The 14,403-nt window shown below is 70.8% G+C and carries 11 protein-coding genes; 6 read left to right on the top strand and 5 right to left on the bottom strand.

What is annotated here, in order from left to right; translation table 11 throughout:
• Window positions 1-138 precede the first annotated feature (138 nt).
• Both metG and ACIBH4_RS05800 read left to right on the top strand, forming a co-directional pair.
• Window positions 139-1,920, top strand: a complete 1,782-nt coding sequence (gene metG, locus ACIBH4_RS05805) for a methionine--tRNA ligase (RefSeq protein WP_362509283.1) — start codon at window positions 139-141, stop codon at window positions 1,918-1,920.
• Between the two features lie 244 nt (window positions 1,921-2,164).
• Window positions 2,165-3,025, top strand: coding sequence for a TatD family hydrolase (locus ACIBH4_RS05800; protein ID WP_362509286.1), 861 nt, complete (start codon window positions 2,165-2,167; stop codon window positions 3,023-3,025).
• A 197-nt stretch (window positions 3,026-3,222) separates the two neighbouring features.
• Here the strand turns inward: ACIBH4_RS05800 and ACIBH4_RS05795 are convergent, their stop codons facing one another.
• Together ACIBH4_RS05795 and ACIBH4_RS05790 are read right to left on the bottom strand one after the other, a co-directional pair.
• Window positions 3,223-4,641: an FG-GAP-like repeat-containing protein gene (locus ACIBH4_RS05795; protein ID WP_362509289.1), complete on the bottom strand. Its 1,419-nt coding sequence runs from the start codon at window positions 4,639-4,641 to the stop codon at window positions 3,223-3,225.
• Window positions 4,638-6,695, bottom strand: a complete 2,058-nt coding sequence (locus ACIBH4_RS05790; RefSeq protein ID WP_362769490.1) for a protein kinase — start codon at window positions 6,693-6,695, stop codon at window positions 4,638-4,640. Before ACIBH4_RS05790 ends, ACIBH4_RS05795 begins: the two co-directional genes overlap by 4 nt.
• A gap of 225 nt (window positions 6,696-6,920) precedes the next feature.
• Here ACIBH4_RS05790 and rsmA point away from each other — a divergent pair, with 225 nt between their 5' ends.
• The 3 genes from rsmA (at window position 6,921) to ACIBH4_RS05775 (ending at window position 10,784) form a co-directional block, all read left to right on the top strand.
• Window positions 6,921-7,793: a 16S rRNA (adenine(1518)-N(6)/adenine(1519)-N(6))-dimethyltransferase RsmA gene (gene rsmA, locus ACIBH4_RS05785; protein ID WP_362509295.1), complete on the top strand. Its 873-nt coding sequence runs from the start codon at window positions 6,921-6,923 to the stop codon at window positions 7,791-7,793.
• 90 nt (window positions 7,794-7,883) lie between these two features.
• Window positions 7,884-8,786 (top strand): 4-(cytidine 5'-diphospho)-2-C-methyl-D-erythritol kinase, encoded by a 903-nt coding sequence (locus ACIBH4_RS05780; protein WP_362509298.1) that lies wholly within the window; start codon window positions 7,884-7,886, stop codon window positions 8,784-8,786.
• A gap of 186 nt (window positions 8,787-8,972) precedes the next feature.
• Window positions 8,973-10,784 carry an ABC-F family ATP-binding cassette domain-containing protein gene (locus tag ACIBH4_RS05775; protein ID WP_362509302.1) on the top strand — a complete coding sequence of 604 codons (1,812 nt, stop codon included), beginning with the start codon at window positions 8,973-8,975 and terminating at the stop codon, window positions 10,782-10,784.
• A 71-nt stretch (window positions 10,785-10,855) separates the two neighbouring features.
• Here the strand turns inward: ACIBH4_RS05775 and ACIBH4_RS05770 are convergent, their stop codons facing one another.
• The 3 genes from ACIBH4_RS05770 to ACIBH4_RS05760 form a co-directional block, all read right to left on the bottom strand.
• Complete coding sequence (locus ACIBH4_RS05770) at window positions 10,856-11,614, bottom strand: MerR family transcriptional regulator (protein ID WP_362769493.1); 759 nt, start codon at window positions 11,612-11,614, stop codon at window positions 10,856-10,858.
• Between the two features lie 102 nt (window positions 11,615-11,716).
• Entirely contained in the window at window positions 11,717-12,601 is an 885-nt protein-coding gene (locus tag ACIBH4_RS05765; protein WP_362509308.1) for a DUF2268 domain-containing putative Zn-dependent protease, read from the bottom strand.
• A gap of 100 nt (window positions 12,602-12,701) precedes the next feature.
• Window positions 12,702-13,190, bottom strand: a complete 489-nt coding sequence (locus ACIBH4_RS05760) for a MarR family transcriptional regulator (protein ID WP_362510038.1) — start codon at window positions 13,188-13,190, stop codon at window positions 12,702-12,704.
• A 317-nt stretch (window positions 13,191-13,507) separates the two neighbouring features.
• On the opposite strand from ACIBH4_RS05760, the gene ACIBH4_RS05755 reads away from it, so the two are divergent.
• Window positions 13,508-14,272 (top strand): trans-aconitate 2-methyltransferase, encoded by a 765-nt coding sequence (locus tag ACIBH4_RS05755; RefSeq protein ID WP_362769495.1) that lies wholly within the window; start codon window positions 13,508-13,510, stop codon window positions 14,270-14,272.
• Window positions 14,273-14,403 lie beyond the last annotated feature (131 nt).

Here is a 14,403-nt window from a genome sequence, read left to right as displayed (position 1 = left end):
GGGGGAGTGGCCGTCCCGAGTCGTCATGGCGGTTCGAGGGAGCGAGGGCTCCGCGGAGGCGGCGACTTTGGGAAAGCGGAGGCCTCCAAGAGGCATGACGACATCAAGGACCACGGCCGCGTCCCTTAGGCTTACATCATGTCCCAGCACATCCTGACCGCGGTCGCCTGGCCCTATGCCAACGGCCCCCGCCACATCGGGCACGTCTCCGGATTCGGCGTGCCGTCCGACGTCTTCAGCCGCTACCAGCGGATGGCGGGCAACAAGGTCCTCATGGTGAGCGGGACCGACGAGCACGGCACCCCGATCCAGGTTCAGGCCGACAAGGAGGGCCTCACCGCCCGCGAGCTCGCCGACCGCTACAACAGGGTGATCGTCGAGGACCTCCAGGCGCTGGGGCTCTCCTACGACCTGTTCACCCGGACCACCACGGAAAACCACTACGCGGTCACCCAGCAGATCTTCAAGGGACTCCACGACAACGGCTATATCTTCCCCCAGACCACGATGGGCGCCATCTCGCCCTCCACCGGGCGCACCCTGCCCGACCGCTACATCGAGGGCACCTGCCCGATCTGCGGTTACGAGAGCGCCCGTGGCGACCAGTGCGACAACTGCGGCAACCAGCTCGACCCGATCCAGCTGATCAACCCGGTGAGCAAGGTCAACGGTGAGACGCCGGACTTCGTGGAGACCGAGCACTTCATGCTCGACCTTCCCGCGTTCGCCGAGGTCCTGGCGTCGTGGTTGCGCTCCAAGGAGGGCGACTGGCGGCCCAACGTGCTGAAGTTCGCCCTCAACATGCTCGGCGACATGCAGCCCCGCGCGATCAGCCGCGACCTCGACTGGGGCGTGCCGATCCCGCTGGAGGGGTGGAGCGACCAGACCAACAAGCGGCTCTACGTCTGGTTCGACGCGGTGATCGGCTATCTCAGCGCGTCCATCGAGTGGGCCCGCCGATCCGGTGACCCCGACGCCTGGCGCCAGTGGTGGCAGGACCCCGAGGCCCTGAGTTACTACTTCATGGGCAAGGACAACATCGTCTTCCACGCGGAGATCTGGCCGGCGATGCTGCTCGGCTACAACGGCCGGGGTGCCCGCGACGGCGAGCCGGGCGCGCTCGGCGCGCTGAACCTGCCCTCCGAGGTCGTCTCCAGTGAGTTCCTCACGATGGAGGGGCGCAAGTTCTCCTCCTCCCGTCAGGTGGTCATCTACGTGCGCGACTTCCTGGAGCGCTACGACGCCGACGCGCTGCGCTACTACATCGCCGTGGCGGGCCCGGAGAACCAGGACACCGACTTCACCTGGTCGGAGTTCCTCAACCGCAACAACGGCGAGCTGGTGGCGGCCTGGGGCAACCTGGTGAACCGCTCGATCTCGATGGCCGCCAAGAACTTCGGGGTCATCCCCGAGGCGGGTGACCTCACCGACGCCGACCGCGCCATGCTGGAGCGCAGCCGCGAGGCCTTCCCGAAGGTCGCCGTCGAGTTCCAGCACTGCCGTTTCAAGAACGCGACGAACGAGGCGTTCGAGGTCATCCGCGAGGCCAACCGATACCTGGCCGAGCAGGAGCCCTGGAAGATCAAGGACAACCCCGAGCGGGTGAAGACCATCCTGCACGTCGCCCTGCAGGTCGTGGACGACGCCAAGACGCTGCTCACCCCGGTCCTGCCCAACTCCTCCAACAAGATCTACGCGATGCTCGGCGGCACCGGGGTCTGGACGGGAATGCCGGAGATCCACGAGGTCACCGACGACGACGGCCGAACCTACCCGATCATCACCGGCTCCTACGAGGGCGCCGCGCGCTGGGAGTCGTCCCCGATCCGGGTGGGCTCCCCGCTCGCCCCGCCGACCCCGCTCTTCGTCAAGCTCGACCCGAAGATCGTCGAGGAGGAGCTGGCCCGCCTGGCCGAGTAGGGCGAGTCTCTCGGTCCCCGAGAAGCGTGTGGTTCGCAGGACGTCCTGCGGTCTGTGGCCTGTCAGGACGTTCTGTGACCCGCTGTGAAGCGTGTGACCCTTAGGACGTTGAAGCGTGTGGTTCGCAGGACGTCCACGGCCCGCGCCCGGTTCCGGGCGCGGGCCGTCGTCTCTCGGCGGACGAGGGCCGTAGGGGCCGCTCGGTGGGCGCGGGCCGTGCCCGCTTCTCGGTAGGTTGGACGCCGTGAGCACGCCGAACCTTCCCGCCGCGCCCAAGCCCCTGCCAGCAGAGGTGTTCGACAGCCACTGCCACCTGGACATCATGGTGGGCAACCGCCAGGCGTCCTCCGGTGACCCGGTGGCCCAGGCCGCGCAGGCGGCTCGGGCGAGCGTCGAGGGCATCCTCGACGAGGCCCGCGCCGTCGGCGTGACGCGGCTCGTCACCATCGGCTACGACCTGCCGTCCTCGCGCTGGAACGCCGAGACGGCCGCCCTCCACGCGGACGTCTACGCCGGGGTGGCCATCCACCCCAACGAGGCGCACGCCTCGACGCCGGAGACCCTCGCCGAGATCGAGCGACTGGCCCGCCTGCCGCATGTCAGGGCGGTGGGGGAGACCGGGCTCGACTACTACCGAGACTGGGCGTCAAAGGACGACCAGCACGCCAGCTTCCGCGCGCACATCGAGATCGCCAAGCGGACCGGCAAGGCCCTGGTGATCCACGATCGCGAGGCCCACGACGACGTGCTGCGCGTGCTGGCCGAGGAGGGCGCTCCCGAGGTCGTGGTGTTCCACAGCTTCTCCGGTGACGCCGGGATGGCGAAGCAGTGCGTCGATGCCGGATATTTCATGTCTTTTTCCGGTCCGGTGACCTACAAGAACGCGGCCTACCTCCGTGAGGCCGCGCGGGTCGCGCCGCGAGAGCTGATCCTCGTCGAGACCGACGCACCCTATCTGCCGCCCACCCCCCACCGGGGCAAACCCAACGCGCCCTACCTCATACCGCTCACGCTGCGCTGCCTCGCCGAGGTGAAGGGGGCCGACCTCACCGAGCTCGCCACCGCCGTCAGCGCCAACGGGGAGACCGTCTTCGGCTCCTGGTGACCAAGGCTCGGACCCCGCCGACAGCGGGTCCCGAACCCATCCGCGCCGGGTCCTCGTGGAACCCGTCCGTTCCAGACCAGGGGCAGGCCCGTAACCCTTGTGCTCTCGGTCCTCCCGGGTCCCGAGCCGTCCATCCCGGCCGGAGACGGGCCCGAGCCCGCCTGCTCCCGGCTCACGGGGCGTCCGGGCCGGGAGTCTCAGCCCACGGAGGCACCGAAGTCGGCGGAGGCGGCACCTTCGAGGGCGGGAATCCCGCCTGCGCCCGGCGAGAGCGGGACTCCCTCGGTGTCGTTGCGGCCCAGCAGGACGACCGCTCCCGCGCCTCCCCTGTCGGGCGCCCCCGCGACCAGCCGGTTGCCGCTGAACCCGACCGACCAGCCGAAGTGGTCACCCGCCCCGTTCTGGGTGATCAGCCCGCCCGGCCCCTGTTCGCCCATCGTGATCAGACGCACGCCGCCCTGGCCGTCGGCGTCGAAGGGTACGCCCACCGCGAGCCTGACCTCCCCTCCGCCTCCCTCGCCGGTGAACGCGAGCGAGAATCCGTAGCCCTCGCCCGGAGCCCCTTCCGAACCCTGGTGGAGGGTGGCGAGAGGGGTGATCGCCTGGGTGCCCGAGGACTGGAACAGCTGGACGAGGCCGGAGTTCTTCACCGCCCCGCCGTCGCCGAGCGGTGCGCTCACCGCGAGGTAGCCGACGTCGTCCCGCTCGGCGTAGGCCATCGCGTAGCCGAACCGGTCGCCCGTCTCGGACCTGGCCACCTCACGAAGGTCCCACTTCCTGCTCCCGTACTCCTCCTTGGGCTCCCGCACGTCGTAGATCACCGCGATCGACCCCGAGTCGCGTTTGCCCGCGTCGACCTGGCGGCCCGCCCCGTCGTCGTTCTCGTACGGCACCCCGACCGCCAGATCCGGCTCGTCCGCGGCGCCGCCGAGCCTGCCGATCGCGAGTGACCAGCCGAACATGTCGCCGACCTCGCCGTTGCCGGTCACCCCCTCGGTCTCCTGGGAGATCCGCCGGCCCGTGCCGAGCGTCGCGGTGTCGAAGAGGTAGACCGCGCCGGAGTCGGCCGTACCGTCGGCGTCCTCGTGCGGGGCCCCGACCGCCACCATCGTCCCGCCGGAGGTGAGGGACCAGCCGAAGTGGGCGTCGGCCTCGGGTTCGGGGGCGACCAGGCGGACCGTCCTGCCCCCTGGGCCGCCGTACACCACGTAGACCGCGCCCGCGTCCTCGACGCCCGCCACGTCCGCGTACGGGGCGCCGACGAGCAGGTCCGCGCAGCCGTCACCGTCGATCTTGGCCAGCCGCACCGACCACCCGAAGCCGTCTCCCGCCTTCGTCTCGGGGACGGTCACGGCCTTCCCGCTCTCTCCCCTGCCGAAGAGCATGTGGGCGGCCCCCGCCCCGGCCAGCCCGCCGGGGTTGGCGAACGGGTCGCCGACCGCCACGTCCTCCAGGCCGTCGCCGTTGAAGTCGCTCATGCCCGCCCCGGTGCAGTCGGCGGGCGAGGCGGCGGTTCCGGCCGCGAGGATCCCACCGGGTGCGGTGAGCGCCTCGGCGGACCCGGTGGAGGCGAACGCGATCGCGGCCGTCGCCGCGAGGGGGAGCAGCAGCCTCATGACAACCTCACCTCGATGTTCCTGCCTCCCTTGATGACCACACCGGTCAGCTTCGCGGGCTTGCGGGCCGGTGGCAGGTCGAAGACGAGGACGCCGTCGACTTTCGCCCCCGGGGCCAGGGCGGCGGGCATGGCCGTCGACGTCTCCTCGGAGGTGTGCGTCGCGCCGCGATCGTCGATCAGCGTGACCGGAGTGCCGTCGAGCGGGACCGACTCCCCGCCGGTGTTGATCAGCGTGAACGGGATCGTGCAGAACCGGCCGCGCGCCGGGGCGGTGCCCTGGTACGAGGTGAGCCCGCAGCTCGGGGTCCGCGGGATGATCAGCCGCGGGTCCTCGATGAGGGAGCCGGTTGTGATCATGCGGCCCACGTCGGTGTCGCCGGTGCCGGCGAGGTCACCGGTGTTGCCGGTCTCGCCGGTGGCGTCCTGCGACGCCTGCCCCGCGCCGTTGGTCGCGTTTCCCCCACCGGTGTTCAGCAGGACGACGACCGTGACGGCGAGCGCCGCGAGCACGGCCAGTCCGGCGAACAACCAGCGCCGCCGGGGGGCGGACCGCGCGGGGTCCGGCTCGCCCGATCCGGACGGGGTCTGGAGGCCGGTCGAGGGCGACGAGGGCGACGAGGGCGACGAGGGCGACGAGGGCGACGGTGGCGACGGTGGCGACGAGGGCAGGGCGGCGGGTGCCTGCCCCGGCGTCCGGCCCGGTGCTGCGCCCGGTTCCTGCCCGGACGGCCTGGCCTGCAGCGGGCTCGTGAACGGGGGCGACGGTGATGTCGTGGACTCGGTCCGCATGGGGTACGGGAGCGGATTCGGCGGCGGGGTCGGCTCCGCTGCCGTCCGGGAGTCCGGTGACGCGGTCGCCGCTGGGAGGGGCGCCGGTGTCGTCCGGGACGCGGGGTCCATCGGTGTCGTGGACGGACCGGCTGCGGTGAATGGACCGGGTGCCGAGGATCCCGGTGCCTCCGGGGGCGCCGAGGTGAAAGCCGCGCCGGGGGCGGACGGGGCCGGCCCTGAGGGTGGGTCCGCAGGACGCCGGGCGGGGATCGGGCCGGGGATGGGAGTCGGTGCGGTCGCCGGGTCGGCGAACCCCGTCCCCAGGTTCAGTGCGCTGAGGGTCTGGGTGGAGTCGGGTTCCACATTGGAAGGCGGCTCCCACGACTCGTTCAGCAGGTCGGTCGCGATCAGCGTGGGCGGGTCGGCCCGCACGGGCGCGGGAGCGGCCGGTGCCGCGATCCCGCCGCCGACCAGGGCGATCAGCAGGTCCTGGGCGCTGGGCCGCTGGTAGGGGTCCATCTCGGTCGCGCGGCGGACCAGGTCGTTCAGCGGGGCGGGAAGCGCGCCCAGGTCGGGTGGGGTGGTGAGCAGCCGGGTCGCCATGGTCATCATGTCGCCCCGCCCGTAGGGGTGGCGGCCGTTGCCCGCGTACGCGACCATGCAGCCCCAGGCGAAGACGTCGGCGGCCGGGGTGATCTCCAGACCGCGCACCTGCTCGGGGGCCCACCAGCCGGGGCTGCCGAGCACCTCGCCCGAGCGGGTGAAACTGTGCGTGGAGTCGAGGGCTCTGGCGATGCCGAAGTCGATCACGCGGGGTCCCGACATGGACAGGATCACGTTGGCGGGCTTGAGATCCCGGTGCACCAGACCGGCGACGTGGATCGCGGCCAGAGCGGCCGCCACCCCCAGGGCCACGCCGTGCAGGGTTCCCTGTTCCAGGGCGCCGTGCTCGATGATCTGGCGGGACAGCGGCGTGCCCGCGATGTACTCGGTGACCATGTAGGGGCGGCCGTCGTCGTCGTTGCCGTTGTCCAGCACCTGCGCGGTGCAGAACGAGGCCACCCTGCGGGCGTTCTCGACCTCCGTGTGAAACCTCGCCGCGAAGCCGTCCTCGATCGCGAACTCCGCCTTCACCACCTTGAGCGCGACCGGCCGTCCCGTCGGCGCCAGCGCCAGATATACGGTTCCCATCCCGCCCTCGCCGAGACGTCCGAGCAGGCGGTAACTCCCGATCCGCTCAGGGTCGGCGGGGCGCAGCCCTTCGACACCGGGCTGGTTCACGTCCTCTTCACCGGGAAGATTCCCTTTCTCACCGTCGGGCCCCCGTACGGCAACGTTATCCACAACGGAACCTCTCACGCTTCATCGAAAGTCCTCGCATCGCCTTCTGTGCGGGAAACTGGTCGGATGGCATGGGAGAACAACCTTGAGTAATCACGGCGAACGAGCCAAAGACCCCAGCGGGCCGATGGGTGCCGGCCGTGAGCGGGCGTGCGGGGAACCAGCATGAACCTTCTCGGTCCAGCGGAAATACGTATTTTGGCGAACAAGCTCAATATTCGTCCCACGAAGAAGCTCGGCCAGAACTTCGTGATCGACGGGGGCACGGTCCGCAAGATCGTGCGGGTGGCCGGGCTTGAGCCGGACGACGTCGTCATCGAGGTCGGTCCGGGGCTGGGATCGCTCACGCTCGCGCTGCTTCCCGAGGTCCGCCGCGTGATCGCCGTGGAGATCGACCCCGTCCTCGCCGCCCAGCTGCCGCTCACCGTCGCCGACCACGCCCCCGAGCTCGCCGACCGCCTCACCGTGGTGCTCGCCGACGCCATGCGCGTCCTGCCTGCGGACCTGCCCGAGGAGAGGCCGACCGCGCTGGTCGCGAACCTCCCCTACAACGTGTCCGTTCCGGTGGTGCTGCACCTGCTGGAGACGCAGCCGTCGCTGAGCAAGGTCCTGATCATGGTGCAGGCCGAGGTCGCCGACCGGCTCGCCGCCGCCCCCGGTTCCAAGGTGTACGGCATCCCCTCGGTCAAGGCCGCCTGGTACGCCGACGTCCGCCGGGCGGGTCCCGTCGGCCGCACGGTCTTCTGGCCGGTCCCCAACGTCGACTCCGGCCTGGTCGCGATGGTCAGGCGGGAGCCGCCCACGACCGTGGCGACCCGCGAGGAGGTCTTCGCGGTGGTGGACGCCGCCTTCGCCCAGCGCCGCAAGACCCTCCGCGCCGCCCTCGCCTCCTGGGCGGGTACGGCCTCCGCCGCCGAGCGGGCGCTGCGGGCCGCGGGGATCGACCCCTCGGAACGCGGCGAGCAGCTCACCGTCGAGGACTTCGCGCGGATCGCCGAGCATGGTACGAAGGAAAGCGGGGCGGAGAGCGGTGCGTGATGTGATTCGCCGGTCCGTTCGTGTGCACCGCGCAGGGATCCCGTTACCATCTGACGTCGTGACCAGTGAGCGAGCTCTTATGGGGGACGCATGGACTCCGTGACCGTCCGCGTGCCCGCGAAGGTCAACCTGCAGCTCGCCGTGGGGCCGCTGCGGGATGACGGCTACCACGACCTCGTCAACGTCTTCCACGCCGTCTCGATCTTCGACGAGGTCACGGCCACCGCGAAGGTGGGGATGAGTGTCCGGGTGGAGGGCGAGTCCGCCGACCAGGTGCCCGAGGACCGCGAGAACCTCGCGATCAAGGCCGCCCTCGCGCTCGCCGGGCACGCGGGCCGCTCGTACGGCGTGAACCTGCTCATCCGCAAGTCGATCCCGGTGGCGGGCGGCATGGCGGGCGGCAGCGCCGACGCCGCCGCGGCCCTGGTCGCCTGCAACGAGCTGTGGGGCCTCGGCCTGCCGCTTGAGGACCTGATGGAGATCGCCGCCGACATCGGCAGCGACGTCCCGTTCGCGCTGCTCGGCGGTACGGCCGTCGGCACCGGCAGGGGCGAGCGGCTCACCCCGCTGAAGGTCGAGGGAGACTTCCACTGGGTGTTCGCGCTCGCCGACGGCGGCCTGTCCACGGCCACGGTCTACGCCGAGTGCGACCGCCTCCGCCAGGCGACCGGCGAGCGGGTCGCCTGGCCTCGGGCCGCCGAGCCGCTGCTCGCCGCGCTCCGCGAGGGGGACGCGGAAACCCTCGGCGCCGAGCTCCGCAACGACCTGCAGCCCGCCGCCGTGATGCTGCGCGGATCCCTGGCCCGCACCCTGGAGGCCGGCCGTGAGCACGGGGCTCTCGGCTCGCTGGTCTCCGGTTCAGGTCCCACCTGCGCCTTCCTGGCCCGTTCCGAGTCCCACGCGGGTGAGCTGGCCGCCTCCCTGAAGGACGCCGGGGTGGCACGCGACGTCATCACCGCCCACGGCCCCGTCCCCGGTCCAGTGATCGTGTAACCGCTCGTGGTCACAGGAGGCGTGACCGCCGAGGGCAGCCGAGGGCAGCCGAGGACAGCCGAAGACAGCCGAAGACAGCCGAAGACAGCCGAAGACGGGGTCCGCCTCTCGGCGACGGTCGCGCGGGCGGGAGCCGTTCTCCCCGCGGGGGTCGCGCCGGCTGGGAGCGGATACGCTTGTGTGGCGATGAATCTGGTCAATCTTGAGTCGGTCTCCCACTCCTACGGTCCCAAGCCCCTGCTCAGCGACGTCTCCCTCGGCATCGAGGCGGGTGATCGCATCGGCGTGGTCGGCCGCAACGGCGGCGGCAAGACCACCCTGATCTCGGTGATAGCCGGTGATCTCAAGCCGAACAGCGGACGGGTCACCCACAACCGAGGGCTCCAGGTGGGGTCGCTGTCGCAGGGCGACGACCTCGACCCGGTGCGCTCGGTGAGCGAGATCGTCCTCGGCGACAGGTCCGAGCACGAATGGGCAAGTGACGCGGGCATCCGCGAGATCCTCGCCAACCTGCTCGGCGACATCGACCTGACGGCGCCCGCGGGGAGCCTGTCGGGCGGTGAGCGGCGCCGCACGGCCCTGGCCAAGCTGCTCATCGACGAGCACGACCTGATCATCCTGGACGAGCCCACCAACCACCTCGACATCGAGGCGATCGACTGGCTCGCCAGGCACCTGGCGGGCCGCAGGACCGCGCTGGTGGTCGTGACCCACGACCGGTGGTTCCTGGACGCGGTCTCCACCAGGACGTGGGAGGTCGTGGACGGCGCGGTCGAGCGCTACGAGGGCGGGTACGCCGCGTACGTGCTGGCCAAGGCCGAGCGCGCCCGGATCGCCGCCTCCGCGGAGGCCCGCCGCCAGAACCTGATGCGCAAGGAGATCGCCTGGCTCCGCCGGGGCCCGCCCGCGCGCACCTCCAAGCCGAAGTTCCGCATCGACGCCGCCCAGGCGCTGATCGCCGACGAGCCTCCCGCCAGGGAGAGCGTCGAGCTGGTCAAGTTCGCCGCCGCCCGGCTGGGCCGTACGGTCTACGACCTTGAGGACGTGACCCTGCACGCCGGAGGCCCCGGCCAGGGCCCGATGGTCCTCGACCACACGACCTGGCAGTTCGGTCCCGGCGACCGGATCGGCCTGATCGGCGTGAACGGGTCGGGCAAGTCGTCGCTGCTCCGCCTGCTCGCCGGCACCGTGCACCCCGACTCGGGCAGGCTCGTACGCGGCAAGACGGTCCGTCTGGCGCACCTGTCGCAGGAGCTGGGCGAGCTCGACCCCGAGCGCAGGGTGCTGGAGACCGTCGAGGAGGTCCGCAAGTTCATCCAGGTCGGCAAGAAGGAGTGGACCGCCTCCCAGCTGCTTGAGCGCCTCGGCTTCAAGGGTGACGCGCAGTGGAAGGTCGTCGGCGACCTGTCCGGTGGCGAGCGGCGCCGCCTGCAACTGCTCCGCCTCCTCATGGACGACCCCAACGTGCTGCTGCTCGACGAGCCGACCAACGACCTCGACATCGAGACGCTCAATGAGCTTGAGGACCTGCTCGACGGCTGGCCGGGCACGCTGATCCTGGTCAGCCACGACCGCTACTTCCTGGAGCGGGTCACCGACAGGACCGTCGCCCTGCTCGGCGACCACAAGCTGTCGATGCTTCCCGGCGGCGTGGACGAATACCTGGCCCGCCGGGCCTCGGGGGCGGCCCTGTCCGCGCGGGCGGCGTCCGGCGCGGTGTCGGGCACGGCGTCGGCGACCTCGTCCACCGGCGCGAAGGAGACGGCTCCCGGCCTGTCCGCGAAGGACGAGCGCGACCTCCGCAAGGAGCTCTCCAGGATGGAGCGCCAGCTCGACAAGCTGAGTGGCCGCGAGGCGAAGCTGCACGCGTCCATGGCCGACGCCGCCGCCGACTACGAGCGGCTCGCCTCGCTCGACGCGCAGCTGAAGGAGATCCTCGCGGAGAAGGAGTCGATCGAGGGCGAGTGGCTGGAGCTGGCCGACCGCCTGGGTGACTAGGCATGGCTGCCGCTCCGAGGAGACGGGGGCGGTCGGATCGCCCGATCGGTCGTTTCCGCGAGCCACCCGAGCTACATCCGGGTCCGCGTGTACGCCTGCAGTGCGTCGCGGACGAACGTCGCCCCCGCCTCGTCGTCGTACATGGTGGCGAAGCGGGGGTCGTCGACGAACATGTCCCCGATGCCGTTCACCATCTCGATCGAGCGCTCCTGGTCGCCCTCGGCGGTGGGGGTGCCCGGGATCTGACTCAGCCACCGGACGTGCCGGGCGGCCAGCGACTGAGCGTGTTCCGACGTCGGAGAAACCCCGGTCCTCACTGCGGCGACCCATGCGGCGACGAGGTCTTCTGCGGCCTGCTTCCAGGCCCGCTGCTGGTCAAGGGTCTTGCCGTGCCACCAGTCGTTGCTCACCTGGAAGGCGCGCTCGCCCCAGCGTGAGATCACCTCGTCCTTGTAGTGGTCGTTGAACCCCGCCAGCATGACGTCCATCTGCGGTTCCGCCCCCGCCAGCAGGGCTTCGAGCGTGTGACGCACAGACCGGATCTGCCGTTCGACGCGGTCTCGTTCCTCTTCCAGCGCGGCGATGTGGGCGCGGAGCCCGTCGCGCGTGTCCACCTCCTCGGCCAGGACCTCGGCGATGGCCGGCAAGCCCATGCCGAGCCGGCGCATGAGCAGGATCCGCTGTAGCCGGGCGACCGCGGTGGGGTTGTAGTAGCGGTACCCGTTCGTGCCGACCCGGGACGGGGCCAGGAGTCCGACGCGGTCGTAGTGCCGCAGGGTGCGGCTGGTGATGCCGGCCCTCGCCGCGAGTTCCTGGATCGTCCACTCCATCAGTTCCTCCCGAGGGGACCGTCGTCTTCGGGCGACGGGGGAATCGGGAGCGGGAGGGCCGCCCAGGCCCGAGCGTGTAGCGGAGGAGTCACGGTTCCAGTGTTACCCGTGGCGCAGCGTGGTTGCGATGATCTCCGAGGCGTCGGCGTGCAGGGCTTGCGCCGCCGTCTGCCCGGTCGCCGCCAGGTAGGTGTCGACCAGCCGGTTGCCCGCGGCGTACCCCGCGCCCATCGGCAGTCCCACCGGGGTGAGGCCGAAGCGCTCGGCGCTGGGGTCGCCGTGCACCCATGCGGTGAAGTTCTGCATGCCTGTCACGTCGAGCCCGGTGAGCACCTTGCCGAAGACCTCGTCGTCGTGCAGGTGTGGCACGCCGATGCGGGCGGGGCCGAGCTCGTCGCCGTAGAGCTGACGGGCGAAGGCGTCGGCCAGGCCCTCGCCGACGATGTGCTCGCCGACCGTGACGGTCATCGGGTCCCACACGACCCCGCCCGGGCTCCACCGCAGGTTGTGGTGCAGCTCGTGTACGGCGGTGGCCTCCAGCCGCTCCACGTTCTCGGGGAAGGGCCAGAACGTGATGGCGATGTGGCCCGAGATGCCGCCGAACCCGGTCAATCCTTTGCAGGGACCCATGAAGTGTTCGTCACCCGGATCGCCGAGGACGAACAGCACGGTGATGTCCGGGGTCTCCAGCCCCGGCGTCGCCTCCAGCAGTACGGCGAGAGCGTCGTCGAGCGCGCGTTCCATCCGCTCCCAGGCCCCGGCCGCCGCCAGGGTTTCAAGCGCGTCGAGGCAACGCTCCTCGTCGCGGTCGATGGGGAATCCGGACGTTTCGCGGTGTACGGCAACCAGGTCGACCTCGCCGGGGTTGTAGCGGTACATACCCTTGTTGGGCTCCAGCATCGAGTGCAGCAGGCCAACGCGGTCCGCGACCGGGGCCAGCAGAATCCGCCGCATGGCGGAGTAGGTGTCAAGAACAGTGATCGACATGGCCCCGATGCTAGAAGTTGACGCAGCGTCAAGGTCAAACCAGCGGCGCTCACCATGTGGAAGACCTCAGGTTTGGATCTTCACCGGAGGGCATGAACGATCAACGTACTCCGGTGTCGGTGGCGTCAAAAGGGACGAGCAGCGTGCGCAGCAGGTCCGCGAGGGCCTGCTGTTCGCGTTTTCCCAGGCTCGACAGGAGATCGCGCTCGCGGCGCAGCAGGTCGGCGAAGGCTCCGTCCACCCGCGTCCGCCCGGCGTCGGTCAGGGAGACCAGGACACCGCGCCGGTCCTCGGGGTCGGGGCGCCGCTTGACCAGCCCGGCCGCGGCCAGGCGGTCGATCCGGTTGGTCATCGTCCCCGAGGTCACCAGCGTCGCGCGGAGCAGGGCTCCCGGGCTCATCTCGTACGGCTCCCCGGCCCGGCGCAGGGCGGTGAGCACGTCGAACTCCCAGGTCTCCAGGTCGTGCTCCGCGAAGGAGGCCCGGCGGGCGCGGTCGAGGTGGCGGGCGAGCCGGGAGACCCGGCTGAGCACCTGGAGCGGCTCCACGTCGAGGTCGGGGCGCTCCTGGCGCCAGGCGGCGACCAGCAGGTCGACCTCGTCCTTGTCGAGGTCCTTCTCGGGATCCTGGCCGAGGTCTCGATCGAGGTGCTTGTCGGAGCCCCGGTCAAGGTTTCGGCCGGAGTCCGGGGCGGGATCCTGGCCGAGGTCCTTGTCAGGATCCCGGGCGAGGTTCCTGTCGGGGTCCTGGTCGGGATCCCCGGCGGCCGCGTCGGCCGCGTCGGCCGCGACGGTCTCGTCCTTCGTGGCGGAGGGACGCCCGGAGCCGTGCTCCGAGTGGTGCTGGGTCATGGCGCGAGTCTATCTGTCTTGACATCGAGATATCTTGCCGGATATCACTTGTCTTGATGTCAAGAGATATGTGGGATCCCCGGATCTACGGTCGCTACGCCGACGAGCGCTCGCGACCGTTCTTCGATCTTGTTTCCAGGATAGCCGCGGAGCGCCCCGGTTACGTGGTCGACGCGGGCTGCGGCACCGGTGAGCTCACCGCCGAGCTCGCGAGGCGGTGGCCGGACGCCCGGGTCCACGGGTTCGACTCCTCGCCCGCCATGATCGAGAAAGCTCCCGCAGGCGGTTCGCTGAGCTTCTCCGTCGACGACGTCACGACGTGGCGCCCCGAGCGTCCGGTCGACGTGATCGTGTCCAACGCCGTCCTGCAGTGGGTGCCTGAGCACCGCGAGCTGCTGCCGCGCTGGGTGGAGGCCCTCGCCCCCGGCGGCCGGCTCGCCTTCCAGGTGCCCGGCAACTTCGACGCCCCCAGCCACACCCTGATCCGCGAGCTGTGCCGCACCACGTGGCGCGACCGGCTGGGCGACCTGGTCGGGCCCTCCCCGGTCGACGCCCCGGCCGCGTACCTCGGCCTGCTCGCCGGCCTCGGCTGCCGGGTGGACGCCTGGGAGACCACCTACCTGCACGTCCTGCCCGGTGACGACGCCGTGCTCACCTGGATCACCGGCACCGCCCTGCGCCCCATGCTCGACCGCCTGTATCCCGCCGAGGCCACCGCCTTCCTCGCCGACTGCGCCGCCGTACTCCGCGAGGCCTACCCGCCCGAGCCGTCCGGCACGGTCTTCCCCTTCCGCCGGATCTTCGCGGTCGCCGGGAAATGACCGTTGGGATGCGATTCGCGAACGTACGCCCTTGATCCGTACCTGCATCCGAGGCCATGCCGCCGGTAGACCAGCGGTTCTCGGCGTAGGGAGGCGATCGTGCGAACTTCGTGGCGAACTTCTGGAGTTCC

Source organism: Streptosporangium sp. NPDC050284 (genome assembly GCF_044459525.1).
Lineage (GTDB): Bacteria > Actinomycetota > Actinomycetes > Streptosporangiales > Streptosporangiaceae > Streptosporangium.
The sequence above is the reverse complement of the archived record's forward strand: the minus strand, read 5'-3'. Positions and strand labels throughout refer to the sequence as shown.

Coding starts and splice junctions, on each gene's coding strand:
- metG (WP_362509283.1), top strand. CDS start 139: ATGTCCCAGCACATCCTGACCGCGGTCGCCTGGCCCTATGCCAACGGC.
- ACIBH4_RS05795 (WP_362509289.1), bottom strand. CDS start 4,641: ATGAGGCTGCTGCTCCCCCTCGCGGCGACGGCCGCGATCGCGTTCGCC.
- rsmA (WP_362509295.1), top strand. CDS start 6,921: ATGAACCTTCTCGGTCCAGCGGAAATACGTATTTTGGCGAACAAGCTC.
- ACIBH4_RS05780 (WP_362509298.1), top strand. CDS start 7,884: ATGGACTCCGTGACCGTCCGCGTGCCCGCGAAGGTCAACCTGCAGCTC.
- ACIBH4_RS05775 (WP_362509302.1), top strand. CDS start 8,973: ATGAATCTGGTCAATCTTGAGTCGGTCTCCCACTCCTACGGTCCCAAG.
- ACIBH4_RS05770 (WP_362769493.1), bottom strand. CDS start 11,614: ATGGAGTGGACGATCCAGGAACTCGCGGCGAGGGCCGGCATCACCAGC.
- ACIBH4_RS05765 (WP_362509308.1), bottom strand. CDS start 12,601: ATGTCGATCACTGTTCTTGACACCTACTCCGCCATGCGGCGGATTCTG.
- ACIBH4_RS05755 (WP_362769495.1), top strand. CDS start 13,508: ATGTCAAGAGATATGTGGGATCCCCGGATCTACGGTCGCTACGCCGAC.